The organism is Kribbella sp. NPDC056861 (genome assembly GCF_040687575.1).
GTDB lineage: Bacteria > Actinomycetota > Actinomycetes > Propionibacteriales > Kribbellaceae > Kribbella.
The window spans coordinates 423,957-447,133 of record NZ_JBFBNQ010000002.1 but is presented as its reverse complement, the minus strand read 5'-3'; the positions used below and the strand labels follow the sequence as shown (position 1 = coordinate 447,133).

Annotated in this window: 19 protein-coding genes and 1 pseudogene; 12 read left to right on the top strand and 8 right to left on the bottom strand. The window is 69.1% G+C overall.

The window, feature by feature from the left end; genetic code table 11:
* Positions 1–28: 28 nt before the first annotated feature.
* Entirely contained in the window at positions 29–2,224 is a 2,196-nt protein-coding gene (locus AB0P21_RS09110) for a M43 family zinc metalloprotease (protein WP_363695069.1), read from the bottom strand.
* A 265-nt stretch (positions 2,225–2,489) separates the two neighbouring features.
* Between AB0P21_RS09110 and AB0P21_RS09105 the strand changes: the two genes are divergently transcribed.
* Positions 2,490–3,035, top strand: a complete 546-nt coding sequence (locus tag AB0P21_RS09105; RefSeq protein ID WP_363695068.1) for a hypothetical protein — start codon at positions 2,490–2,492, stop codon at positions 3,033–3,035.
* Here AB0P21_RS09105 and AB0P21_RS09100 read toward each other — a convergent pair.
* The 3 genes from AB0P21_RS09100 to AB0P21_RS09090 are packed head-to-tail and all read right to left on the bottom strand — an operon-like array spanning position 3,032 to position 5,790.
* Entirely contained in the window at positions 3,032–4,015 is a 984-nt protein-coding gene (locus AB0P21_RS09100; protein WP_363695066.1) for a GNAT family N-acetyltransferase, read from the bottom strand. The two genes, AB0P21_RS09105 and AB0P21_RS09100, sit on opposite strands and share 4 nt — an antisense overlap.
* A 56-nt stretch (positions 4,016–4,071) precedes the next feature.
* Positions 4,072–4,950: a prephenate dehydratase gene (locus AB0P21_RS09095; protein WP_363695065.1), complete on the bottom strand. Its 879-nt coding sequence runs from the start codon at positions 4,948–4,950 to the stop codon at positions 4,072–4,074.
* Between the two features lie 39 nt (positions 4,951–4,989).
* Complete coding sequence (locus AB0P21_RS09090) at positions 4,990–5,790, bottom strand: lysophospholipid acyltransferase family protein (protein WP_363695064.1); 801 nt, start codon at positions 5,788–5,790, stop codon at positions 4,990–4,992.
* A 261-nt stretch (positions 5,791–6,051) separates the two neighbouring features.
* Between AB0P21_RS09090 and AB0P21_RS09085 the strand changes: the two genes are divergently transcribed.
* The 7 genes and pseudogenes from AB0P21_RS09085 to proB all read left to right on the top strand — a co-directional run bounded on the left by AB0P21_RS09085 (position 6,052) and on the right by proB (position 16,365).
* Positions 6,052–8,271 (top strand): M64 family metallopeptidase, encoded by a 2,220-nt coding sequence (locus AB0P21_RS09085; RefSeq protein WP_363695063.1) that lies wholly within the window; start codon positions 6,052–6,054, stop codon positions 8,269–8,271.
* Positions 8,272–8,349: 78 nt separating this feature from the next.
* Positions 8,350–9,177, top strand: coding sequence for a TIGR03936 family radical SAM-associated protein (locus AB0P21_RS09080; protein WP_363695061.1), 828 nt, complete (start codon positions 8,350–8,352; stop codon positions 9,175–9,177).
* A 146-nt stretch (positions 9,178–9,323) separates the two neighbouring features.
* Positions 9,324–12,689, top strand: a complete 3,366-nt coding sequence (locus tag AB0P21_RS09075; protein ID WP_363695059.1) for an Rne/Rng family ribonuclease — start codon at positions 9,324–9,326, stop codon at positions 12,687–12,689.
* Positions 12,690–12,819: 130 nt separating this feature from the next.
* On the top strand, positions 12,820–13,137 hold the full coding sequence (rplU, locus tag AB0P21_RS09070) for a 50S ribosomal protein L21 (RefSeq protein ID WP_270139142.1): 318 nt from the start codon (positions 12,820–12,822) through the stop codon (positions 13,135–13,137).
* Positions 13,138–13,149: 12 nt separating this feature from the next.
* Complete coding sequence (gene rpmA, locus AB0P21_RS09065) at positions 13,150–13,410, top strand: 50S ribosomal protein L27 (protein ID WP_020388387.1); 261 nt, start codon at positions 13,150–13,152, stop codon at positions 13,408–13,410.
* Between the two features lie 124 nt (positions 13,411–13,534).
* A pseudogene (gene obgE, locus AB0P21_RS09060) lies at positions 13,535–14,965 on the top strand (GTPase ObgE); the annotation flags it as partial.
* Positions 14,966–15,252: 287 nt separating this feature from the next.
* Entirely contained in the window at positions 15,253–16,365 is a 1,113-nt protein-coding gene (gene proB, locus AB0P21_RS09055; RefSeq protein ID WP_363696465.1) for a glutamate 5-kinase, read from the top strand.
* 487 nt (positions 16,366–16,852) lie between these two features.
* Here the strand turns inward: proB and AB0P21_RS09050 are convergent, their stop codons facing one another.
* Entirely contained in the window at positions 16,853–17,938 is a 1,086-nt protein-coding gene (locus tag AB0P21_RS09050; RefSeq protein ID WP_363695057.1) for a family 43 glycosylhydrolase, read from the bottom strand.
* 108 nt (positions 17,939–18,046) lie between these two features.
* On the opposite strand from AB0P21_RS09050, the gene AB0P21_RS09045 reads away from it, so the two are divergent.
* Positions 18,047–19,357: a glutamate-5-semialdehyde dehydrogenase gene (locus AB0P21_RS09045; RefSeq protein WP_363695056.1), complete on the top strand. Its 1,311-nt coding sequence runs from the start codon at positions 18,047–18,049 to the stop codon at positions 19,355–19,357.
* Between the two features lie 49 nt (positions 19,358–19,406).
* Here AB0P21_RS09045 and AB0P21_RS09040 read toward each other — a convergent pair whose 3' ends face one another.
* Complete coding sequence (locus AB0P21_RS09040; protein WP_363695055.1) at positions 19,407–20,096, bottom strand: 4'-phosphopantetheinyl transferase superfamily protein; 690 nt, start codon at positions 20,094–20,096, stop codon at positions 19,407–19,409.
* On the bottom strand, positions 20,093–20,965 hold the full coding sequence (locus AB0P21_RS09035) for a winged helix-turn-helix transcriptional regulator (protein WP_363695054.1): 873 nt from the start codon (positions 20,963–20,965) through the stop codon (positions 20,093–20,095). Before AB0P21_RS09035 ends, AB0P21_RS09040 begins: the two co-directional genes overlap by 4 nt.
* Before the next feature lie 80 nt (positions 20,966–21,045).
* On the opposite strand from AB0P21_RS09035, the gene AB0P21_RS09030 reads away from it, so the two are divergent.
* The gene (locus AB0P21_RS09030; RefSeq protein WP_363695053.1) at positions 21,046–22,284 is read left to right on the top strand and encodes an MFS transporter; all 1,239 of its coding nucleotides are present in this window, start codon (positions 21,046–21,048) and stop codon (positions 22,282–22,284) included.
* Here AB0P21_RS09030 and AB0P21_RS09025 read toward each other — a convergent pair.
* Entirely contained in the window at positions 22,205–22,654 is a 450-nt protein-coding gene (locus AB0P21_RS09025) for an Lrp/AsnC family transcriptional regulator (RefSeq protein WP_363695052.1), read from the bottom strand. The two genes, AB0P21_RS09030 and AB0P21_RS09025, sit on opposite strands and share 80 nt — an antisense overlap.
* Before the next feature lie 141 nt (positions 22,655–22,795).
* On the opposite strand from AB0P21_RS09025, the gene AB0P21_RS09020 reads away from it, so the two are divergent.
* Positions 22,796–22,924: a hypothetical protein gene (locus AB0P21_RS09020; RefSeq protein WP_363695051.1), complete on the top strand. Its 129-nt coding sequence runs from the start codon at positions 22,796–22,798 to the stop codon at positions 22,922–22,924.
* Positions 22,925–23,006: 82 nt separating this feature from the next.
* The gene (locus AB0P21_RS09015) at positions 23,007–23,165 is read left to right on the top strand and encodes a hypothetical protein (RefSeq protein ID WP_363695050.1); all 159 of its coding nucleotides are present in this window, start codon (positions 23,007–23,009) and stop codon (positions 23,163–23,165) included.
* The last annotated feature ends 12 nt before the right edge of the window (positions 23,166–23,177 follow it).

Below are 23,177 nucleotides of genomic sequence, written 5' to 3'. Positions count from 1 at the left end.
GTCCACCGGCCGGTCAGCAGCGCGGTGTTCAGTTCAGCACCGCCTGCTCGGTGGTGGTCAGCGGCATCTGGTCCGGCGCCGGCTGGTCCAGCTTGAAATCGCTGATCACGCCGCCGAGCGACTCGAAACCGTTCCAGGCGGCTCCGTCCCACCACTTGTGGTACATCGCTCCGTCGGTGCCGGCCACGAAGACGTCCAGCCGATCAGGACCCCACGCCGTCACCCGGGGCTCGCCGACACAGATGCCGCCGAGAGCCTCGAACCCGGACCAGGCCGAGCCGTCCCACCACTGGTGGTACAGCCCGGAGTCGGTGCCGATCACGAACACGTCGAGCCGGTTCGCGGCCCACGAGACCACGGTCGGCGCGCTGACGCAGATCCCGCCGAGGTTCTCCCAGTCCGCCGACCACGCAGTACCGTCGTACCACTTGTGGTAGAGCGCGGAGTCGGTCCCGATCACGAACAGGTCGAGCCGGTTCGGGCCCCAGGCAACGGCGGTCGGGGGACTGGCGCAGACGCCGCCGAGGGACTCGAAGCCGTTCCACGCCGTACCGTCCCACCACTTGTGGTAGACCGCGTTGTCGGTGCCGAGGACGAAGACATCCAGCCGATCAGGGCCCCAGGCAACTACTTCGGGCGGGCTCAGGCAGATGCCGCCGAGGGACTCGAAACCGTTCCAGGCCGAGCCGTCCCACCACTTGTGGTAGAGCCCGCGGTCGGTGCCGAGCACGAAGACGTCCAGCCGGTCGGAGCCCCAGGTGGCCACCCGGGGCGGGCTGATGCAGACGCCGCCGAGCGCTTCGTAGCCGGTCTCCGACGGTCCCCAGGCGGTCCCGTCCCACCACTTGTGGTAGAGCCCGCGGTCGGTGCCGAGGACGAACGCGTCGAGCCGGTTCGGCCCCCAGGACGCGACTTCAGGAGCACTCATACACACACCACCCAGGTATTCGTAGCCGTTGACGGACGGTCCCCAGGCGGCTCCGTCCCACCACTTGTGGTAGGTCGCCCGGTCGGTGCCGAGCACGAACGCGTCGATCCGGTTCTCGTCCCAGGAGACGATCGGGCCGGCCGGCGTGGGCTGCGCGGTACCGGATCCTGAGCCCTGGTTGAGCTCGGTGCGGACCGTGTCCAGGCAGGCCTCCATCCGGGTCACCTGGTCGTTGGTGAACATCACCATGCCGCGGTCGTCGGTGTAGTCCATGTAGTTGACGAACAGGTCGCCGTTCGGCCCGTTGCTGCAGGACAGCTTCGGGAACGTCGGTACGCCGAAGTTCGGTCCTCCCGCGTTGGGGGTGTCGGCGACCTCGTCGCTGCCACTGCAACCACTGCCGTCGTCGCCCCAGATGTGGAACAGGTTCAGGTAGTGGCCGATCTCGTGCGTCGTGGTCCGGCCGAGGTCGAACGGCGCCGCGGCGGTCCCGTTCGTGCCGAAGCCGCTGTGCAGGATGACGACACCGTCGGTCTCGGCCGGACCGCCGGGGAACTGCGCGTAGCCGAGCAGGCCGCCACCGAGCTGACCTACCCAGATGTTCAGATACCGGTCGGCCGGCCAGGGGTCGATGCCGCCGGTCGCGGACGACTTGATCGCGTCGTCGGTCCCGAAGGACGCGCGCGTCGTCTGGGTCCGGGTGACACCCGTGGTCGGGTTGCCGTCCGGGTCCGTGGTGGCCAGCCGGAACTCGATCCGGGCGTCGGCGACCAGGCCGGTGAACGGCGCCGGTACGAACCCGATGTCGGTGTTGGTAGCCCGGAAATCGTGGTTCAGGACGTCGAGCTGGCTGTCGATCTGGGCCTGCGAGATGTTCTGCGCGGCGGTGTTCCAGACGACGTGCACGACCACCTGGATCTGCGCGACCCCGCTGAACCGCTGGTTGTTCGCGAAGTACTGCGTGGTCGCGTTCTCCAGGTAGGAACGCGCCGCGACGTACTCCGCCGACGTCGACAGCAGCCGCCGGTGCACGTCCATCACACCGCACTGACGCCGCGACGGCTGCTCCACGTCACGGCCCGCGCCACCACCGGTCATCCCGGCCGCCCCGCCGCCACCCGTCATCCCAGTCGCGCCACCACCACCGGTCATCCCCGGTGCGCCGCCACCGCCCGTCGGCATCCCCGGCACCCCGTTCGCCGACGGCGACGCGCCGGCCGGCATCGCTCCACCGGGCATCTGATCCCCGGCGCCCCGTTCGTTCTTGTCCGCTCTCCCGTTCGCCTTCCTCGGCATGTCTCCCCCTTGCACCTGCGGGAGCGACGAAGAAGGACGGAACCCTTGCCCCGTACAGATTCCGGACCGGGACGTGTCAGTCCCCCAGACCCCACGCACCAGCCGAAGACGGCATCCACCGTCTTCCCCACCGAACAGGCTGCCCCCAAGACGCTGCTCCTTCTCAGAGTCCACCCGTCACCACCGGTGCACAACCCCGCAGGCCCGGGTAGTCAGTTTCGTGGTTTCCTTCGCCCACGTTGGAGAATGGCGTCAGGAGGGGTGGATGAGAAGAGAGCTGTCCGTGCCGTTCGAGCTGCGGGGTCACCGCGGACTCGTGAACATCCGCGTGCTCGCCAACGACGACCCCTGGGCGTCGGGCCACCAACTCGTCGCGCCGGACTTCGACGCCGAGGCCTTCCGCAACTTCCCGATCTGCACCGCGACGGTGCGCTACCACGGGCAGGGCCTGAACGCGATCATGGGCTGGGTCCAGCTGGTCACCCGGTCGTTCGACGGCGACGTGTCCGTCGACGCGCTGCCGTTGACCGCCGACACGAGCCCGCTGTACGTCTACGGCTTCCTGCCGCCGTTCTTCGACGCCCCCGCGAACCCGGGCCATCCCGACGGTGTCTGGCGCGCCGACACGTTCTTGGTGATCGTGCCCGACGTGATCCGCACCCGCGTGCTCGAGCCGATCGCCGCCTTCACCTGGGGCTACCGCCTGCACAGCGGGTACGCCGATCCGCTCGACCCGGCCCGCCGCCCGGCCGACTGGTCGGATCACCGCGCAGTACTGGCCGAGCGGTATCCCGACTGGACGTTCCGCTAGAGCTCCAGCTCCCAGTCCTGGCGCTGCGCCACCGGGCGGAAGCCGAGGTGCTCGTTGACGGCGATCATCGGGGTGTTGGTCGGCGCGTTCCAGGTGTGCAGGACGGCCGGCTGGTCCAGCTCTGCCTGCAGGGAACGGAAGTTGGGGACCTTCACCGCGAGCCCGAGCCGCCGGCCGCGGTGCTCCCGGCGGACGAAGGTGCCCCACTGGAAGAGGCGATCGGGGTTCGTGGTCGAGCCGCCCATCTCCGTGTACGCCGCCAGCTGCCCGTCGGCGTCGATCGCGACCGTGGTGTGACAGAACCGGCCCTGCTTGATCCGCAGCGCATCGGTCTCGCGCACCCGCTCGGGGGTCCAACGAGCCGGCTCAGAGCTCGCTTCACCGGTAGGCACGTCCTCGGCCATCGCGCTCAGCGCGTCGGCGAACTGCTCGATCCACTCATCCGGGTGCTCGTCGCGCCACTGCAGGATCCGGTACCCGTCGACCGGCTGGTCCAGCTCGGCCAGCCGCTCTTCCGACAGCGGCAACTCGAGCACCTGGTGCAGCTCGACGTGCTTGCGCTCGAACCCGCGCGCGGCAGCGAACGCAGTACCGGCGCTCTCACCGGTCTCCGCGTCGGCGTGCATGGTGCTGCTGACCAAGGTCCGGCCGGCTGCCTTCGCCCGCTCGATCACTGCGTCGAGCAACCGGCTGCCCACCCCGGTACGCCGGTACTGCGCGGCGACGGCCAGCTCCAGCGTGACCTCGTGCGTGTTCTCCTGCAGCCACCAGTCGAGCCAGGCGATCCCGAGCCAGGTGTCGCCGTCGACCAGCCCCAGCCCGTTGGCGCGTACGTCGGAGTGCTCGTCGGCCATCAGCACCCGAGCCTCTTCGATACCCCGGTTGCTCGGGAACTCGTCCTCCTGGCGGACCGCGTCCCGGAGCGTGAAGAACCGCTCGAACACCGTGGCGTCGCGCCCGTCCACCTCAACGATTTCCATCCCGTCAACCTAGGGGAGGCGGGCGGGGGAGCGCGCTGGTTTTTACGCGCTGGGTTCTAGCGGTGCGGCCGGAGCGTGCGGTTGGCGGCCGGCTCGGCGATCTGCTCGCGGAACGGGTGCGCCGGGTAGACGCCGAGCAGCCGGACCTCGACCGAGAAGAAGGCCAGCTCCTCCAGCGCGAGCGCGACGTTCGGGTCCTCGGGGTGGCCCTCGACGTCGGCGTAGAACTGGGTCGCGAAGAACGAGCCGCCGAGCTGGTAGCTCTCCAGCTTGGTCATGTTGACGCCGTTGGTGGCGAAACCGCCCATCGCCTTGTAGAGCGCGGCGGGGACGTTGCGGACGCGGTACACGAAGCTGGTGATGGTCGGCCCGGAGCCGGCCGCGGGCACCTGCGGCTCGCGGGACAGCACCAGGAACCGAGTGGTGTTGTGGTGCTCGTCCTCGACGTCCTGGGCCAGGATCTCCAGCCCGTAGAGCCCGGCCGCGGCGATCGGCGACAGTGCCGCGACGGTGGGGTCCCGCAGCTCGGACACCTCGCGGGCCGAGCCGGCCGTGTCGTCGGCGACGATCGTCGACCAGCCGTGCTCGCGGATGATCTTGCGGCACTGGCCGAGCGCGTGCACGTGGCTGCGGACCGTCTTGATCGCCGCCAGCGAGGTGCCCGGGACGGCCATCAGCTGGAAGTGGATCGGCAGGAAGAACTCGCCGATGATGTGCAGCCCCGAGTCCGGCAGCAGGTGGTGGATGTCGGCCACCCGGCCGGCGATCGAGTTGTCCACCGGGATCATCGCCAGCCCGGCGCGCCCGGTGCTGACCGCCTCGAGCGCGTCCTCGAATGTCGTACAGGGCAGCTGTTCGCGGCCGGGAAACATCTCGGTGCACGCCATCGCCGAATTGGCTCCTGGCTCACCCTGGTAGGCGATCGGTCCGTTCACGGTTTCCCAGCCTAGTGCCACCCTGTCTCACCCCTTGAATCAGGTGTCCGTCTTGCGGACTTTCTTCGGGGCGCCGGTGGTGGCCCGGCCCTCCAGTTGCTTGGCCTTGGTGGCGTACATGTCGACGTACTCCTGGCCGGACAGCTCCATGATCTTGTACATGATCTCGTCGGTGACGGCGCGCAGGATCAGCCGGTCACCCTCCATCCCCTCGTACCGGGAGAAGTCCAGCGGCTCGCCGAACTTGATCGTCGGGGAGGCGACCGAGGCGACCACCTTGCCCGGGGGAGCGACCACGTCGGTGCCGATCACGCCGACCGGGATCACCGGCACGCGAGCCTCCAGCGCCAGCCGGGCGACGCCGGTCCGGCCCTTGTACAGCTTCCCGTCGTGCGACCGGGTGCCCTCGGGGTAGATGCCGAACAGGTCGCCCCGCTCCAGCACCTTCAGCCCGGCCTTGATCGCGCCCTCGGACGCCGACCCGCCGGACCGGTCGATCGGCACCTGACCGGTGCCCTTGAAGAACCCACGCTGGAACCGCCCCTTGATCCCGGCCCCGGTGAAGTAGTCCGACTTGGCCACGAAGGTGACCCGGCGGCGCAGTACCAGCGGCATGAAGATCCAGTCGGCGTACGACAGGTGGTTGCTCGCGATGATCGCCGGCCCGCTCTCCGGGATGTTCTCCGCCCCCTCCACCTTCGGCCGGAAGATGCGCTTGACCGGCGGACCGACCACGACGTTCTTCAGCACCCAGTAGATGCCCTTGCCGTCGCCGTCACCGGCCTCGACCGAACGCTCCCGCTCCGGCTCGAACCCTGGCGACTGTGCCGGTTCCGTCATCGATGTCCTTTCCTCACGTTTCCCCGAGCCCTCATGATGCCGTACGACGCCCCGCCCCGCCCTCCTCCACCGCCAAGTCCGCCACGCGGCACCCCCTGACAACGCTCCGCCGTCTTCGTAGGCTTCTCCCGGCAGGCTCACCACGACCCCGCCGACCCTGGGGAGGACCGCACCGTGAGGACCCATTCCAAAGTCCGACGCCTGACGGCAGTCGCAGCAGTCACCGCGGCGGTCCTAGCTGGTCTGCCTGTGGCGGCCACCGTGAGCGCCACCGCGGTGGTGCCCGCCGCCAGTGCAGCGGCCCCGGCCACCGTCGTACCGCTCCAAGTAACCGGCCCCGCCACCTCGCGCTTCAACCTCGTGGTGATGGGCGACGGTTACACCGCAGCCGAGCTCCCCAAGTTCCGCGAGCAGCTCGACAAGCACCTCAACATTCTCTGGAGCATCGAGCCCTTCAAGACCTACCGCAACTACATCAACGTGTACGCCGTCGAGATCCCCTCACCCGGCAGCGGCGTCGACTGCGACCCCAACCTCACCTCGCCCAAAATCGACACCCCCCTCCAGATGGGTTTCTGGGGCGGCTGCAACCCCGCCTCGGTCCAGCGCCTCCTGACGGTGAGCGCGACCGCGGCAGCGCAGTACGCCGACCTGGTCCCCGGCACCACCTCCGCCAACCGCCAGATTCTTGCCATCGGCAACAGCGACACGTACGGCGGCGCCGGCGGCAGCTACGCGACCGCGTCCGGCGGCAACGCGCTGTCCGCCCTCATCACCCCGCACGAGCTCGGCCACTCGCTCGGCGGCCTGCAGGACGAGTACGACTACTACGCCCGCGGCGACCGCGGCGCGGCGTACGAGGGTCCGGAGCCCAGCTCGATCCACCACACCCTGCTCACCGAGCAGCAGATGCTCGCCGAACAGAAGAAGTGGTTCCGCTGGCTCGGCGAACCGTCGGAGTCAGGCGGCCCGATCGCCCGCTACGAGGCCGGCATGTACGCCGGCTCCGGCGTCTGGCGCCCCAGCAAACACTCGATGATGAAGGTCCTCGGCTACTACTTCGACCAGGTCTCCCGCGAACGGATGACCCAGCGAATCTCCTCCCGAGCCACCCTGATCCAGTCCAGCACTCCACCCGGCCCGGTCGCCCGCAACCAGCTCGTCTGGCTGCAGACCCTGCACCCCGCCAGCCACGAACTGACCGTCACCTGGACCCTCGACGGCACCACCCTCCCCACCAACAACCAGCGCTACGTAGACCTGGCAGCGCTCCAACTCACCCCCGCGACGCACACCCTCACCGCGAAGATCACCGACCCCACCCCCTTCGTCCGGGACCCCGCAGTAAGAGCCTCCCCAGCCCTGACCACCACCCGCACCTGGACGATCACCCAATCCTCAGTGCTCACAGACGCCACTCCGCCGACCTTCACCACCTCGACCTCCACCGAGCACCCGGTCAACGCGAGTGAAGTCGTCTACGCAGAAACCACCCAGTCAGACACCCACCAGCCCCCGATCACCTGGCAACTCGACAACAAAACAATCCCCAACCCCGGCAACGACCGCGACCTCCCCCTCGCCCCGCTCAACCTCACCGGCCCCCACACCCTCACCGCCACCGTCGGCACCGACCGCCTCACCTGGCAGATCGACGGCACCGGACCCACCGTCACCCCCACCCTCTCCAAGCCACTCCTCAAGATCACCAAACCCACCGGCCCGGAGTACATCTACAACGACGCCTTCACCATGGCCCTGAAGGCGACAGACGACACCGCCGGCTACGTAGTACCGGAGTTCCGCGTCGACGGCGACGGTTGGTACAACTACTACGGCTGGCCCACCGACGCGACCGCCCCGTTCAAGTTCACCGCCGAGGGCACCGAGATCGACCAGCTCGTCTACGGCAAGCTCGGCGTACCGCGCGTGGTCCCGTGGGACGACGTCCCGTCCGGCTACGGCCGGCACCAGCTCGAGTACCGCGCGATCGATGCCCCCGGCAACATCGCCGCCCCGAACCGCCTCGCGGTAACGCTTCTCCGCCCGGCTCCCACCTGCACCACCACCATCACCGGCGCCCGCAACGGCCCCCTCACCGTCACCACCGGCGTTACCTGCCTGACCAACGCCACCATCAACGGCCCGGTGGCTATCCGCGAGGGCGCATCACTGGTCGCCACCGACACCAGGATCAACGGCCCGGTCACCGCCACCAAGGCAGCAGACCTCCACCTACTCCGTACTACGGTCAACGGCCCAGTCACGCTCACCGGCGTCACCCGCAGCGCAGTACTGGTCGGCACCACCGTAAGCGGCCCGGTCACCGCCAAGGCAGCGACCACCGCCGACCCCGTAGTACTGGCCGGCAACACCATCAAGGGCCCGCTCACCTGCTCCGCCAACGCAGCGCCCCCGACCAACCTGCAAGCCCCCAACCAGGTCACCGGCCCCCGCACCGGCCAGTGCGCCACCCTCTGACCCGAACGACTGCCCTCAGAAAGCCGCCCGGGGGAGCGGTGGTGAGCACCCCAGCCCCAAGCCTGCGAGAATGCCGGTGTGGCACCAGTACAGGCTCCGCCGTCCCAGCAGCTTCCCGCGGTCCAGAAGCTGCGGATCCGCTTCGCCAAGCGCGGGCGGTTGCGCTTCACCTCGCACCGCGACTTCCAGCGCGCCTTCGAGCGGGCGGTCCGCCGGGCCGGCCTGCCGGTGGCGTTCTCGCACGGCTTCAGCCCGCACCCGAAGATCTCGTACGCCGGTGCCGCGCCGACCGGCGCCGCCTCGGAGGCGGAGTACCTGGAGATCTCGCTCACACAGGAGCGCGATCCCGAGCGGGTCCGGGCCGACCTGGACGAGGCACTCCCGCCGGGCCTGGACGTGCTCGAGGTGGTGGTGGCCGGACCAGGGTCGCTGGCCGACCAGCTCGAGGCCAGCGAGTGGCTGATCGCGCTGCCTGGCGTGGATCCCGCGGACGCCGAGCAAGCGGTCGCCGCGTTCCTCGCCCGGGACGAAATTCTGGTCGAGCGCATGACCAAACGGGGGCTTCGGTCGTTTGACTGCCGGGAAGCCGTCCTCCGACTCACCGTCGGTAGTGACCCGGCGACGGTTGCGACGTGTGCGATACTGCAAGTGGTGTTACGGCTCGGAACCCCGGCCGTGAGACCCGACGACGTTCTCGCCGGCGTGCTAGAGGTAGCGACGCTTCCGGTGACGGGCCCGGCTCTTCTGACCAGGCTCGCCCAGGGCCCGCTTATCGCGGCCACCGGCACTGTGGACGATCCGCTCGCTCGTGACCGCGACGCCACCCAGGCGACCGCGACCGGCCAGGCGGTTGACCAGCAGACGCAAGTAGCGGAGAGCGACGCCGCCGCTCCAGTTGTGCCCTGACGGCGCGACCAGGGGCGGATCCAGAAGGCTTCCGCCGTACCGGATTTGCACCCCGGGAGTGGCGAACCGTGACCGCTTTCTGGCAGCACCGGACCCGTGACAGGGGTCGCAGGGTGCGCCGGAGGGCCTGAGGAGACCCGCACCGCATGCTCGACAACGAGCCGACCACCACCGAAGCAGCCGATTCGGCTGCCACCGCCCCCGCAGCCAAGCGTGCTGCCCGACAACCGGCCGCCAAGAAGGCGACCACCACGCGCAAGCGCACGGCCAAGAAGGCCGCTGTGCCCGCCGAGGCCGCTGCCGTCAGCACCCAGGACGACGGCGAGACCGCCGACCCGGCCCCCGCGCCGGTCAAGAAGGCCGCCGCGAAGCGCACGGTCAAGAAGGCGGCCGCCAAGCGTCCCGCCAAGAAGACCGCAGCCTCCCGCACGGCCGCCCAGGACAGCCTCCTGGACGACGCCGCACCGGCTGACTCCGTACCGGCTGACTCCGCGCTCGCCGAGACGGCGGACGCCACTCTGACCGAGGCAGCCGAGCCCAAGGCTCCGGCCCGCGCCGCGAAGAAGACCACCACCCGCAAGCGCACCGCGAAGAAGGCGGCTGCCCCGCAGCCCGACCTCCTCTCGCCGGACACCGCCCTGACGGACGGCCCCGTAGCCGCGGCCGAGCTCCCCGAAGAGCAGCTGACCGAGGAAGAGCTCGCCGCCGCCGAGGCCGCAGCAGCTGAGGCCGCCGCAGCGGAGGCAGCGCTGCTCGCAGCAGCCACCGAGGCCCCGGCCCGCCGGTCGCGCCGACGCGCGCCGGCCGCTGCCGCCGTACTGTTCCAGGCGCCCACCGAGGTGCCCAAGCAGGCAGCGGCGACCAGCCCGGTCGAGGCAACCCCCGAAGCCACCCCGGACGAGGCACCTGCGCCGCGTCGTTCGCGTCGCCGCTCCACCGCCGCCGAGCGGGCCGCCGAGGCAGCAGCCACCGCTGAGGCCGAGGTCGCCGAGGTCGAGGTCGAGGAGACCCCCGAGGTAGCCGACGAGCAGGCGAGCACGGGCAGCAGCCGCCGTCGCCGCAGCCGTCGTGGCCGCGACGCCGAAGAGGTCGCCGCCGACCGCGCCGAGCCGGTGCTCGAGCAGGCCCGGGAGACCGAGGCCGACGACGAGACCGACGAGGACAGCAACGCCGAGGCCGACGAGAACGACGGCGACGACTCCGAGGGCACCCGCCGTCGCCGTCGCCGCCGTGGTGGCCGTCGCCGCCGCAAGGCCGGGGACGCCGACTCCGAGGACAACGCCGACGAGGGTGACGAGTCCGACGACGACCAGTCCGAGGACGAGAGTGACGAGGCCGGCGACACCGACCAGTCGTCCGAGGCCGACTCCGACGAGGACGGCGAGTCCGGTACGTCGTCGCGCCGCCGCCGGCGCCGTCGTCGCCGCAAGGGCGAGGACACCGCGCTGGCCGCCGACGACCCGGACGAGACCGTCGTCCGGGTGCGCGAGCCGCGCAGCAAGACCGTCAACAACGAGATCACCGCGGTTGAGGGCTCGACCCGGCTGGAGGCGAAGAAGCAGCGTCGCCGCGAGGGCCGCGCCGCTGGCCGCCGCCGGGCGCCGATCGTGACCGAGGCCGAGTTCCTGGCCCGGCGCGAGTCGGTCGAGCGGACGATGGTGATCCGGACCCGCGAGGACCTGACCCAGATCGCGGTCTCCGAGGACAACGTCCTGGTCGAGCACTACGTGACGACCGCCGAGCAGAGCTCGCTGATCGGCAACGTGTACCTCGGCCGCGTGCAGAACGTGCTGCCCAGCATGGAGGCCGCGTTCATCGACATCGGCAAGGGCCGCAACGCGGTCCTGTACGCCGGTGAGGTGGACTGGGCGACCCTCGGTGGCGCCAACGGCCCGCGCAAGATCGAGCAGGTGCTCAAGTCCGGTCAGGCGGTCCTGGTCCAGGTGACCAAGGACCCGATCGGCCACAAGGGCGCCCGCCTCACCAACCAGATCAGCCTGCCCGGCCGGTACGTCGTCTACGTGCCGCGCGGCGGCAACGGCGGGATCAGCCGCAAGCTGCCCGACACCGAGCGGAACCGCCTGAAGGGCATCCTCAAGGACATCGTCCCGGACGAGGCCGGCGTGATCGTGCGCACCGCGGCCGAGGGCGCGACCGAGGAGGAGCTGACCTCGGACGTCAGCCGGCTGCAGTCGTACTGGACCGAGATCGACAAGAAGTCGAAGGGCGGCCAGGCGCCGGCGCTGCTGCACGGCGAGCCCGACCTGCTGATCCGGGTCGTCCGCGACCTGTTCACCGAGGACTTCTCCAAGCTGGTCATCTCCGGCGAGGACGCCTACGACCAGGTCAAGGAGTACGTCTCGTACGTCGCTCCGCACCTGGCCGACCGGGTGGAGCAGTGGGACGACGCCAAGTCCGGCGACGTGTTCGCGAACTACCGGATCGACGAGCAGATCAAGAAGGCGCTGGACCGCAAGGTCTGGCTGCCGTCGGGCGGTTCGCTGATCATCGACCGGACCGAGGCGATGACGGTCGTCGACGTCAACACCGGCAAGTTCACCGGCTCCGGCGGCAACCTCGAGGAGACGGTCACCAAGAACAACCTGGAGGCGGCCGAGGAGATCGTCCGCCAGCTCCGGCTGCGCGACATCGGCGGCATCATCGTGATCGACTTCATCGACATGGTGCTGGAGCTCAACCGCGACCTGGTACTGCGCCGGCTGGTCGAGTGCCTGGGCCGTGACCGGACCAAGCACCAGGTCGCCGAGGTGACCTCGCTCGGGTTGGTCCAGATGACCCGCAAGCGGATCGGCACCGGCCTGCTGGAGGCGTTCAGCGAGAACTGCGACCACTGCGGTGGCCGCGGGCTGATCCTGCACGACGAGCCGAAGGAGTCCCGCCGCCGGCAGGACGACGGCCGTGGCCGCCAGCAGCAGCCGCAGCACTCGCACGACCACAAGCCCGAGGGTGACGCCGCGAAGAAGACCTCGCGCAGCCGCAACCGGGGCAAGGGCCGTCGCGAGGGTGGCGAGGAAGCCGAGCCGGCCAACAACGGTGACGCGGCCCAGCGTCTCGCCGAGATCGCAGCGGCTTCGGCCGCGGCCAACGGCGACACCACCGCGACTCACACCGAAGAGGTCCGCCAGGAAGAGCCTCAGGCTGTTCAGGTCGAGAGCTCAGAGGTCAACGAGCACACCGAGCCCGAGCAGACCGAAGGTACGAGCCGTCGGCGGTCCCGTGGTCGGCGCTCCAACCGCGGTCAGGGGGACCAGCCCGAGGCCGAGCAGGCCGCCAGTGAGCCGCAGGGCGAGCAGGAGCAGGCTCAGGGCGAGCAGGGTTCCGATGACGGTGAGAAGGCCCAGCAGAACGGTTCTGGGCGCAATGGCAGCACCCGCCGGCGGCGCAGCAGCCGTGGGCGGGGCAAGGTCGGCGACGGCAACGACAGTGATTCAGGCAACACCGGATCCGACCCCGGAGTGAGTACTCCGGAGCTGGCTTCGACCCCAGTTTGACCGGCTCGTGACGCGCGCCGTATTCTTACCTTTCGGCGCGCGTCTCGCGTGCCTCCTTTGTGTGGGCCGCAGTAGGTTCGTGCAGGCCCCGCTTGTTAAGACTTCCGAACAATAGAGAGTGAGATCCACGGTGTACGCGATCGTGCGCAGTGGCGGCACCCAGCAGAAGGTCGCCGTCGGCGATGTCATCGAGATCGACAGCCTGACTGATCAGGTCGGCGACACGGTGTCGCTGTCCGCAGTCCTCGTCGTCGATGGCGACACCGTGACGGCCGATGCCGCCGCACTGGCCAAGGTGGCCGTGTCAGCTGAGGTTCTCGGCCGCACCAAGGGCCCGAAGATCCACATCCTGAAGTACAAGAACAAGACCGGTTACCGCAAGCGCCAGGGGCACCGCCAGCACTACACCCAGGTCAAGGTCACCGCGATCGACGCGAAGAAGAAGTGAGCTGATCAACTAATGGCACACAAAAAGGGAGCAGCGTCGACCCGTAACGGTCGCGACTCCAACGCGCAGCGGCTCGGCGTGAAGCGCTTCGGCGGCCAGCTGGTCAACGCCGGCGAGATCATCGTTCGCCAGCGTGGCACCCACTTCCACCCGGGCACCCTGGTGGGCCGTGGCGGCGACGACACCCTGTTCGCGCTCGCCGAGGGCAAGGTCGAGTTCGGTGTCCGTCGTGGACGTCGCGTCGTCAACATCGTCCCGGCCCCGGCGGAGTAGTACCGCCACCCGGTTCGAAGTTTTCACAGCCTTTTCGAAGGGCGGGTCCGCGGAATAGCGCGGCCCGCCCTTCGGCTGTGTACAGCAGAAGTACGTTCTCCCAGCAGGAAGTTGAGATCCACCGATGGCGATCCCCAGCTTTGTCGACCGGGTCACGGTGTTCGTCGCCGGTGGCAACGGCGGAAACGGCTGCGCCTCGGTGCACAGCGAGAAGTTCAAGCCGCTCGGTGGTCCGGACGGCGGTAACGGCGGTGACGGCGGCAGCATCATCCTGCGCGTCAGCAGCGACCAGACCACGCTCGTCGACTACCACCGCTCCTCGCACCGCACGGCCACCAACGGCATGCAGGGCAAGGGCGATCACCAGGCCGGCAGCCGAGGCGGCGACATCATTCTGCCCGTCCCCGAGGGCACCGTCGTCAGCACTCCGGAAGGCGAGATCCTCGCCGATCTGGTCGGCATCGGCTCGGAGTACGTCGCAGCCGCCGGTGGCAAGGGTGGTCTCGGCAACGCGGCCTTGGCCAGCTCCAGCCGCAAGGCCCCCGGCTTCGCGCTGCTCGGCGAGGACGGCGAAGAGCGCACGATCGTGCTCGAGCTCAAGGTCGTCGCCGACATCGGCCTGGTCGGCTTCCCGAGCGCCGGCAAGTCCTCGCTGATCGCGGCGATCAGCCGGGCCCGCCCGAAGATCGCCGACTACCCCTTCACCACCCTGATCCCCAACCTGGGTGTCGTTGTCGCCGGTGAGAACATCTTCACCGTCGCCGACGTACCGGGCCTGATCGAGGGTGCGAGTGAGGGCCGCGGCCTCGGCCACGACTTCCTGCGCCACGTCGAGCGCTGCGCCGCGCTGGTGCACGTGATCGACTGCGCGACGTACGAGCCCGGCCGGGACCCGCTGAGCGACCTGGACACCATCGAGGCGGAGCTGAAGGCCCATGGCGGCTTGGAGGACCGGCCGCGGCTGATCGCGCTGAACAAGGTCGATGTGCCGGACGCCAAGGAGATCGCCGAGATGGTCACGGCCGATCTCGAGGCGCGTGGCCTGAAGGTGTTCTCGATCTCGACCGCGAGCCACGAAGGCCTGGACGGGCTGAAGTTCGCGATGGCCGAGATCGTCACCAAGCGCCGCGCCGAGGAGGAGAAGCCGGACACCACCCGGATCATCATCCGGCCGCGGGCGACCGGTGGCGTCGAGTTCAAGGTCAAGAAGACGCTCGAGGGCGGCTGGCTGGTGCAGGGTGACAAGCCCGAGCGCTGGGTCCGGCAGACCGACTTCCTGAACGCCGAGGCGACCGGGTACCTGGCCGACCGGCTGAACCGGCTCGGGGTCGAGCGTCAGCTGCTCGAGCTGGGCGCGGTGGCCGGCGACGAGGTAACGATCGGCGACGGCCCGAACGCGGTCGTCTTCGACTTCGCCCCCGAGGTGCAGGCCGGTGCGGAGCTGCTGTCCCGCCGTGGCGAGGACCAGCGGCTGGACGAGGACCGTCCGGCGGCCCAGCGCCGCAAGGACAAGGACTACCAGTACCACGCACTGCGGGAGGGCGAGATCGAACGCCCGGCCGACCTCTCGGAGTACGGGCAGGGCTGGGTCGAGGACGTGGTCGACCTGACCCCGGCCGAGGCGAAGGCGGCTCAGAAGGCCGCCGAGCGGCTGGCGCGCAAACAGGCGCGCGAGGCCGAAGCCGCGGCCGAGCTCGAGGCCGAGCGGCTGTACCGGCTCGGCGAGGTCATCGACATCGATGCCGAGAGCAACAACCAGAACGCGTGACCGGAGGCCGTCGACGATGCCGGCCGTACCGATGACGCGTTAGCTCCCACGAGTCAGGAACACTGATGCGGGACATGAAACAACGCCCGGAGGTCGTCAAGGCCGGGCGGATCGTCGTCAAGGTCGGTTCGTCCTCGCTCACCCAGCGCGGCCGGATCGACCTCGAACGGCTGCGCCTGCTCGTCGACGCGATCGCGGCGCGCCGGGTCGAGGGCACCGAGGTGGTGCTGGTCTCCTCCGGGGCGATCGCGGCCGGCCTGACCCCGATGGGACTGCGGTCGCGACCGCGTGACCTGGCCACCCAGCAGGCAGCCGCGTCGGTCGGGCAGGGCCTGCTGATGGCCCGCTACAGCGACGCTTTCGCCGCGCACGGACTCCGCGTCGGCCAGGTGCTGCTGACCGTCGACGACGTGACCCGGCGCAGCCACTACCGCAACGCCTACCGGACCTTCGCCCGGCTGCTTGAGCTCGGCGTGGTCCCGATCGTCAACGAGAACGACACCGTGGCGACCACCGAGATCCGGTTCGGCGACAACGACCGGCTGGCCGCGCTCACCAGCCACCTGGTGCACACCGACCTGCTCGTTCTGCTCTCCGACGTGGACGGCCTGTACGACGGCGACCCGCGCAAACCCGGTACGACGATGATCACCGACGTCCGCGGACCGGGCGACCTCAAGTCCCTCCAGATCGGCAAGACCGGCAGCTCCGGTGTCGGCACTGGTGGTATGCAGACCAAGGTCGAAGCAGCCGGAATCGCTACCGAGGCAGGGATTCCGGTGGTTCTCACTTCGGCTGCCCGGGTCGGGGAGGCGTTGCGTGGTGATGCTGTTGGCACGCTGTTCCACCCGACCGGCCGCCGCCGCAAGACGCGTCTGCTCTGGCTCGCCCACGCGACTTCAGGTCAGGGTCGTTTGGTGCTCGACGAAGGCGCAGTTCGTGCGGTGACCGAGCGCCGTTCCTCTTTGCTCCCGGCAGGTATCAGCGCTGTCGAGGGCAACTTCTCTGCCGGCGATCCGGTCGACTTGGTCTCGGCCGCAGGCGTGGTGATCGCTCGCGGGCTGGTGAACTACGACGCCACCGAGCTGCCGGAACTCCTCGGCCGATCGACCCGGGACCTTGCCCGCGAGCTCGGCCCGACGTACGAGCGCGAGGTCGTCCACCGCGACGACCTGGTACTGCTCTGATCTGACAACAAGAGCAAAGAACAAGAGCAAAGAACAAGAGCAAAGAACAAGAGCAAAGAACAAGAGCAAAGAACAAGAGCAAAGAACAGTTATATTGCTGTGGTGCCGGTCGGCTTGAGCCTGCCCGTTGTGCCTGGCTGGGCACGCGAGCAAACTCGCAGGCTGGCCAAGTCGACGATGCCGCCGCAGGGCCCGATGGCGGTGATCGGCCGCTGGGTCTGTCGCGGGATGCGCCGCCGACGTCGGCGACACGGCATAAGACACAAGCTGCGCGACCCAACTAACCGGCTACGCATTCAAATGCCACCTCGAGCCGACCACCTCACCAACGTAGATCTGGGCACGCCCGCCTTCGATCAGGAGACCTTCGGTCTGGCCGCGGCAGTAACCATCGGGTGGATACGGAGAAGGTGCCTGCGTTGGCCAGCAGTACGTAGTACGAGCTGAGTTCTGAGCGTTTGGTCAGCTGCGCAAGGGGTGGCCGACTTCAGCTGACGTAGAAGCCGGTGCCGGTTCGGCGGCCGAGGAAGCCGGTGATCGGGTAGCGGGGACCGCCGTTGTTCTTCCAGTAGTGGTAGACGACGCGGAAAGTGCCGTCGGCGGCGTTGAAGATGTCCATGCCGCCCGGGCCGGTGTGGTTCGCGGGCAGGGTGGCGAAGGGATCCAGGTCGCCGGCGCCGCTGTAGCCGAAGTACGGGCGACGAGCGCCGTCCTGCAGCGGTTGGCAGCGGGTGGCGGGGAGTGGGTTGGCGCCGCAGCTGGCGATGCCGGTGGCGTAGCGGACGCTGTTGTAGTTGTTGCCGGAGTACGCGACGTACCAGATGCCGTCGTTGTGGCGGAACATCGACGGGTTCTCGACCAGGTGGGTGCCACTGCCGTCGGTACCTCGGGTGTCCCAGGTGATGTCGGTGCTCAGCAGCAGGCTGCGCCGCTGGCCCCACAGCCCCCAGCCGTTCGCGTCAGTCGGTACTACGGACAGCCCGGTCTCAGGGCCCGATGCGATCGAGTCGTCCCGGAATGCGACGTACAGCTTGCCGCCGGAGACAAACGGGTTGGCGTCGATCGCCCAGCGGCCGCCGGCTGGGCAGTGCCACAGTCCTGCGTTGCGGAAGGGGCCACCGGCGTTCTCCGAGACCGCGCGCCCGATGCACTTGTGGCCGTTGCCGCCGCCGCTCGCAGTACCGGCCTTCGTGGCGGTGTAGTAGAGGTAGAACTTGCCGGCGAACTTCACCACGCCTGGGGCCCACACAGCTCCCTCGGCCCAGGCGCCGACTCCGTCGGGCATGGCGTCGCCGGAGGCGCAGTTGGCCATCCCGACAGAGCTGCCGGAGCCATGTCGCAGTACCGGCAGCAGTAGTTGCCCTGTTGCGCCACAGCGGGCTCCGACGCCGGCCCCGACGGTAGTGCCGTAGGTGACGTACGAACCGTCGTTGGCCAGCACCGTGTCCGGGTCGGCCAGCGGGAACGTCGGCTCGCTGGTCGCCGCAGCGGGGGCGGCGCCTGTGGTCAGCAGGACGGCGACGGCGCTCAGCGCGACCACGCCGGCAGCCAGTGTGCTCTTCAGTCGTCTCATCGTCGCAACTTTCGATCGGCGGAACGTCCGCCTCACAGTGCCTGCCGAACCGGACAGTGACCAGGGTTTCGATCGAAATCGATCACTGATGGTCCTCAGGCCAACTCATTGCGTAACAAGTGGCCGGCTGAGACGACTGCGCAGAGCCTCGGGGGATCGTCCTACGATGGGACGGTGAGCGAGATCATCGAGCTGTGCCGCAATGCCCGCGAAGCCTCTTACGCGTTGGCGGCGGCATCACGAGGGACCAAGGACGCCGCGCTGCATGCCATGGCGGCGGCGTTGCGGAGTAGCACCGAGCAGATCGTCGCGGCCAACGCCAAGGATGTCGCCGCGGCGCGCGAAGCCGGTACGCCGGAGTCGACTGTTGACCGCCTCGCGCTGGACCCGTCCCGGGTTGACGCGATGGCCGCCGGCCTCGAGCAACTCGCCGGGCTGGTTGACCCCGTGGGCGAGGTCGTCCGTGGCTACACCCTGCCGAACGGTCTCGAGCTTCGCCAGGTGCGCGTGCCCTTCGGCGTGGTCGGCATCATCTACGAGGCCCGGCCGAACGTGACGGCTGACGCGGCCGGCATCTGCCTCAAGTCGGGCAACGCGGTACTGCTCCGCGGCTCCTCATCGGCTGCCGAGTCCAACGCCGCGATCGTCGCCGTACTGCGCTCCGCAGTGACCGAGGTCGGTCTGCCGGCCGACGTGATCCAGGGCGTGCCGGGCGACCGGGCGGCCGTCAAGGACCTGATGCAGGCGCGCGGCCTGGTCGACGTACTGATCCCGCGCGGCGGCGCCGGCCTGATCCAGACCGTGGTCACCGAGTCGACCGTGCCCGTGATCGAGACGGGCGTCGGCAACTGCCACGTGTACGTCGATGCGGATGCCGATCTCGACCTCGCCCTGACGATCCTGCTCAACTCGAAGACCCAGCGCCCGAGTGTCTGCAACGCGGCCGAGTCGCTGCTCGTGCACGCGGAGGTCGCGGACGAGTTCCTGGCGAAGGCACTGCCGGCGTTGGCCGCGGCTGGTGTGACGGTGCACGGCGATCCGACGGTTGTTGCTGCGGGCAAGGATATTGTCGCGGCGACGGAGGAGGACTACGGCACGGAATACAGCTCGCTGGATCTGTCGGCCGCGGTGGTGCCTTCGCTGGAGGCTGCTGTCGCGCACATCCGCAAGTACAGCTCGGCCCACACCGACGCGATCATCACCCGTTCGCAGGCGGCGTCGCGGCGGTTCGTGCAGGCGGTCGACTCGGCGGCGGTGGTGGTCAACGCGAGCACCCGCTTCACCGATGGCGGCGAGTACGGCTTCGGCGCCGAGATCGGGATCTCGACCCAGAAGCTGCACGCCCGCGGGCCGATGGGGCTGCCGGAGATGACCTCGACGAAGTACGTGGTGATCGGCGAGGGGCAGATCCGCGGCTGATCGGCATGGCCGCCGAGTAGTCAGGACCTGAGCATCGCCGCCGAGTGAGTCAGGATCTGAGCAGCGGCGCCGCGTCGAAGGAACGGACCTCGGGGGTGTGCTCCGAGAGGATCGCGAGCGCGGCGGCGTACTCGACCCCGGCCGGCAGGTCCACGAGTCGCACCGGTCCGTCGTACTCGGACCACTCGCGCAGCGCCGGCGGCTGATCGGGCGCGCTGACGATCACCTTGCGCAGGTCCGCGCGGATGCCGTCGCCGGTCGCCTTCACGACGGCTTCCTTGCGAGTCCAGTACTGCGTGAAGGCGCGGGCGCGGGCCGTTGGTTCGAAGGCGGCCAGCTCGGCCGCCTCCAGATCGGACAGGCTGACCGAGGCGAGCGACTCGGGGTCGATCGCGGGGTTGATCAGTTCGACATCGATGCCGACGGCATCGGTCGGGTGGAAGGCGACGACGATGCGATCGCCGGAGTGCGACACCGAGAGCTGCATGCCGTCGACAGTGACCTTGCCGTGCTGGCGACCGCAGTCGGGGCAGGTGCGGTCGAGTTGGACGGCTGCCGGTGACAGCTCGAGCTTGTCGGCCAGTACTCGCCTGACGATCGTGGCGCCGACCAGGAAGCGGCTCTTGTCCTCGTCCCGCGCGTAGGCGTTGAAGCGGCTCTTCTCGGCTGCGGTCAGCTCGCCGACCAGGCCGGGGCGGGCGTCCGCAGTACGGCCCCACCAGACCTCTACCGCCGTCACAGCGCGCGGGCCGTGTCGTAGGCCCAGCTGACGGCTTGGGGGATGTCAGTGATCGGGTAGAGGACGGCCTTGATCTCGCGGGTGGGGGCGACGACCAGAGTGAGCCGCTTGAGTCGCTCGTAGCCACCTGCCCGGAAGGTCGGCAGCCGGAGCGCGGCGGTGAAGGTCAGGTCGGTGTCGGACAGCAGCACGTGCGGGATCTTCTCCAGTTCGGCAAAGGCCTGTTGCTCGTCCGGGCGCTGGGTGCTCACGCCGTGGACGGTGATTCCGGCCGCGGTGAAGTCTGCGGCGCGTTCGGCGAACAGCTTGTTCTCCAGGGTGCACCCGGTGGTCCCTGCGATGTTCTCCCACCCCTCCGGCAGCTTGCTCGGCCGTCCAGTGGCCGGGTAGCCGAAGATGACGGTCGCTGTGGCGTCGGGGTCGACCACGTCCCGCAGTACTGCGCCTGCGGGGAGCTTCAGGTCGTCGGGGACCTTCTGGCCGACCAGCTCGTGGATGCGGTGCGCCGGGGCGTCCTCGGGGGAGTTGGTGCCTGTCAGCTCGCCGTCACCGAGGAGCCAGCGGTCGCCCCAGTCCTGCAGGGCGACCAGTACGGGCAGTAGCGCGCTGCCGCGGGGTGTCAGCTTGTACGAGTGCCGCGTGGGGCGCTGCTGATAGGCGACCCGCTCCACGACGCCGCTGTCGAGCAAGCTGTTCAGCCGTTCGGTCAGCACCTTCCGGGAGATCCGCAGCGACTCGGCCAGCAGCTCGAACCGATCCAGTCCCCGCGCCAGGTCGCGGACGATCAGCAACTCCCACCCGTCCCCGACCACCCCGAGCGACTGGGCGATCGCACAGTCAGGCTCGGGGGAGTAGCTACTACGCCGCACGACAGCTCCCTCCGCTTGCGCCTACGCTATCCGGCTAGGTAAGTTCCTCTTAGGAACTTACTGTACCTGGGGGTGGGCGGATGTACTGGCGACGCGTGATGGAGCTCCCTGGCTGGCTCAAAGCGGTGATGCTCGGCCAACTGGTCAGTTCGGCCGGCGCGCTCGCCTGGATCTACCTGACCCTCTACCTGGTCGAGGACCGGGGGATGTCCCCGCAGCAGGCCGGCTTCGCCGCGGCGGCGTACGGCGTGGGCCTGCTGCTCGGGAACCTCTCGGGCGGCTGGTTCGGCGACCGCTTCGGCCTGCGCGGCGCTGCCGTCACCAGCCAGCTCACCTGGGCGCTTGCCTGTCTGGCGATGTCTGTCGTCCCCACTGCTGGACTAGCGGCGCTAGCTGCCGTCGCCGGTCTCTGTGGCGGCGCCAGTCGCCCCAACCTGAGCGCCCTTGTCGCCACTGCGCTCCCTGCCGACCGGCGACGCGAGGGGATCGCCCTGTCGCGCTCAGCCAGCAACGCCGGCTTCGCTGTCGGTCCTCCGCTCGGCGGGCTGCTGGCGGCGTATGACTTCTCGCTGGTGTTCGTGGTTGATGCAGTGTCGAGTGTCGTCCTCGCGGCGGTCATCTGGCGATGGGTGCCTGATGCGGTGCGAGTCGTGGCGGCGCAGGCCTCTGGCGTGTGGCGGGCGCTGCTGCGTGACCGGTCGGTGTTGGTGCTCCTGCTGGCGATCGTGGTGGTCGACACCGTCTATCGGCAGCTCTTCGCGACCCTGCCGCTGCTCCTGCGCGATGCAGGCTCGCCTGCGGTCGCGTACGGCGTACTGATCGGTGCGAGCTCAGTAGTGATCGTCCTGCTGGAAGCACCGCTCGCCATCCGCCTCCGCGACCACCACTCATCCCGAGTCATCGCCATTGGCTTTGCCCTGGTTGCTGCGGGCCTGGCCGTCATAGGCGCCTGGCCCGCCTTCGCTGGAGCGGCCATCGCGGTAGCGATCATCACCGGCGGCGAAATGCTCTACAAGCCCACTGCCACTGCCCATGTGGCCGACGCTGCTCCGGAAGGCATGACCGGCCGCTTCTCCAGCCTGTACGCCGCTGCCTCCATCTCAGGCATGTTCCTGGCCCCGGCGCTCGGTGGCACCACCTACCAGCACCACCCGGATCTGCTGTACCCCGCGGCCGCCGCCCTGGCGCTTGCGGCCGCTGTGGTCGTCTACCTCAGCCAGCGGTCCGTAGTACGGGCTGCTACTCCGGGAGTGGCGCCGGACGCGCCTCCCAGCGAGTCGACAGCACAACAGTCGTCCGCGTCCGTACCACGCCATTGACACGCCGCAGGCTGGCCACCACCGCCTCCAGCTGAGTCACGTCCGGCACCCGAACCTTTACCACCAGCTCCTGATCGCCGGCCACGAACCAGCAGTCCTCCACAGCCGGGATCTCGCGCACCCCGGCGACGATCACGTCCGTCTCCACGTCGTCGCGCTGGAACAGCCCCACCAGGGCGCTGGTCCCGAGCCCGACCTGGTCCGGCGCGACCACCGCGCGGTACCCGAGCAGCACCCCGCGCTCCTCCAGCCGCTTCACCCGCTCCTGGACGCTCGGCCCCGACAACCCGACCACCCGGCCCAGTTCGGCCCAGCTGGATCGCCCGTTCGCCCGCAGCGCCTCGACGAGCTGCCGATCGATCGCGTCCATGCCATCCTCCGTTTACCGCAGATTCGTAGGGAGATCTTCTGATCTGCCTTCAATTCGTTTGAGTCTTTGCTGTTTTCAGCGTACAATTTCAACTATCGGAGCCACCCGCTCCGAGCTCTACGACAACCCTGTGAAGGAAACATGATCACCCCCGAAGTTGCCCGTGCCCACATCGACGAGATGCGCCGTGTCGCCGCGATCCACCAGCGCGACTACACCGGTCCCTCTGCTTGGCGCAGGCTGCTGACCCGCTACTCGCGGCACAGCTGACCTCACCTCCCGCGCGACCGGTTGTGGCTACGGGCCCCACCGGTCGCGCTTGCATGAGTAGGCAAGAGATAGGCTTCGCCTCATGCATGCCTACCTCCTGCCGCAGCTCGCGGCCGCCGAAGAAGCCGCCAGCGAGGCTTCGCACATCTCGCCTTGGTGGTACGGCGGGTTCACCCTGTTCGTCCTGGTCGTGATGGTGCTCGTCACCGTCATCATGGGCAAGGGCCGGCCGCACAGCTGAGCGGCTGAACGG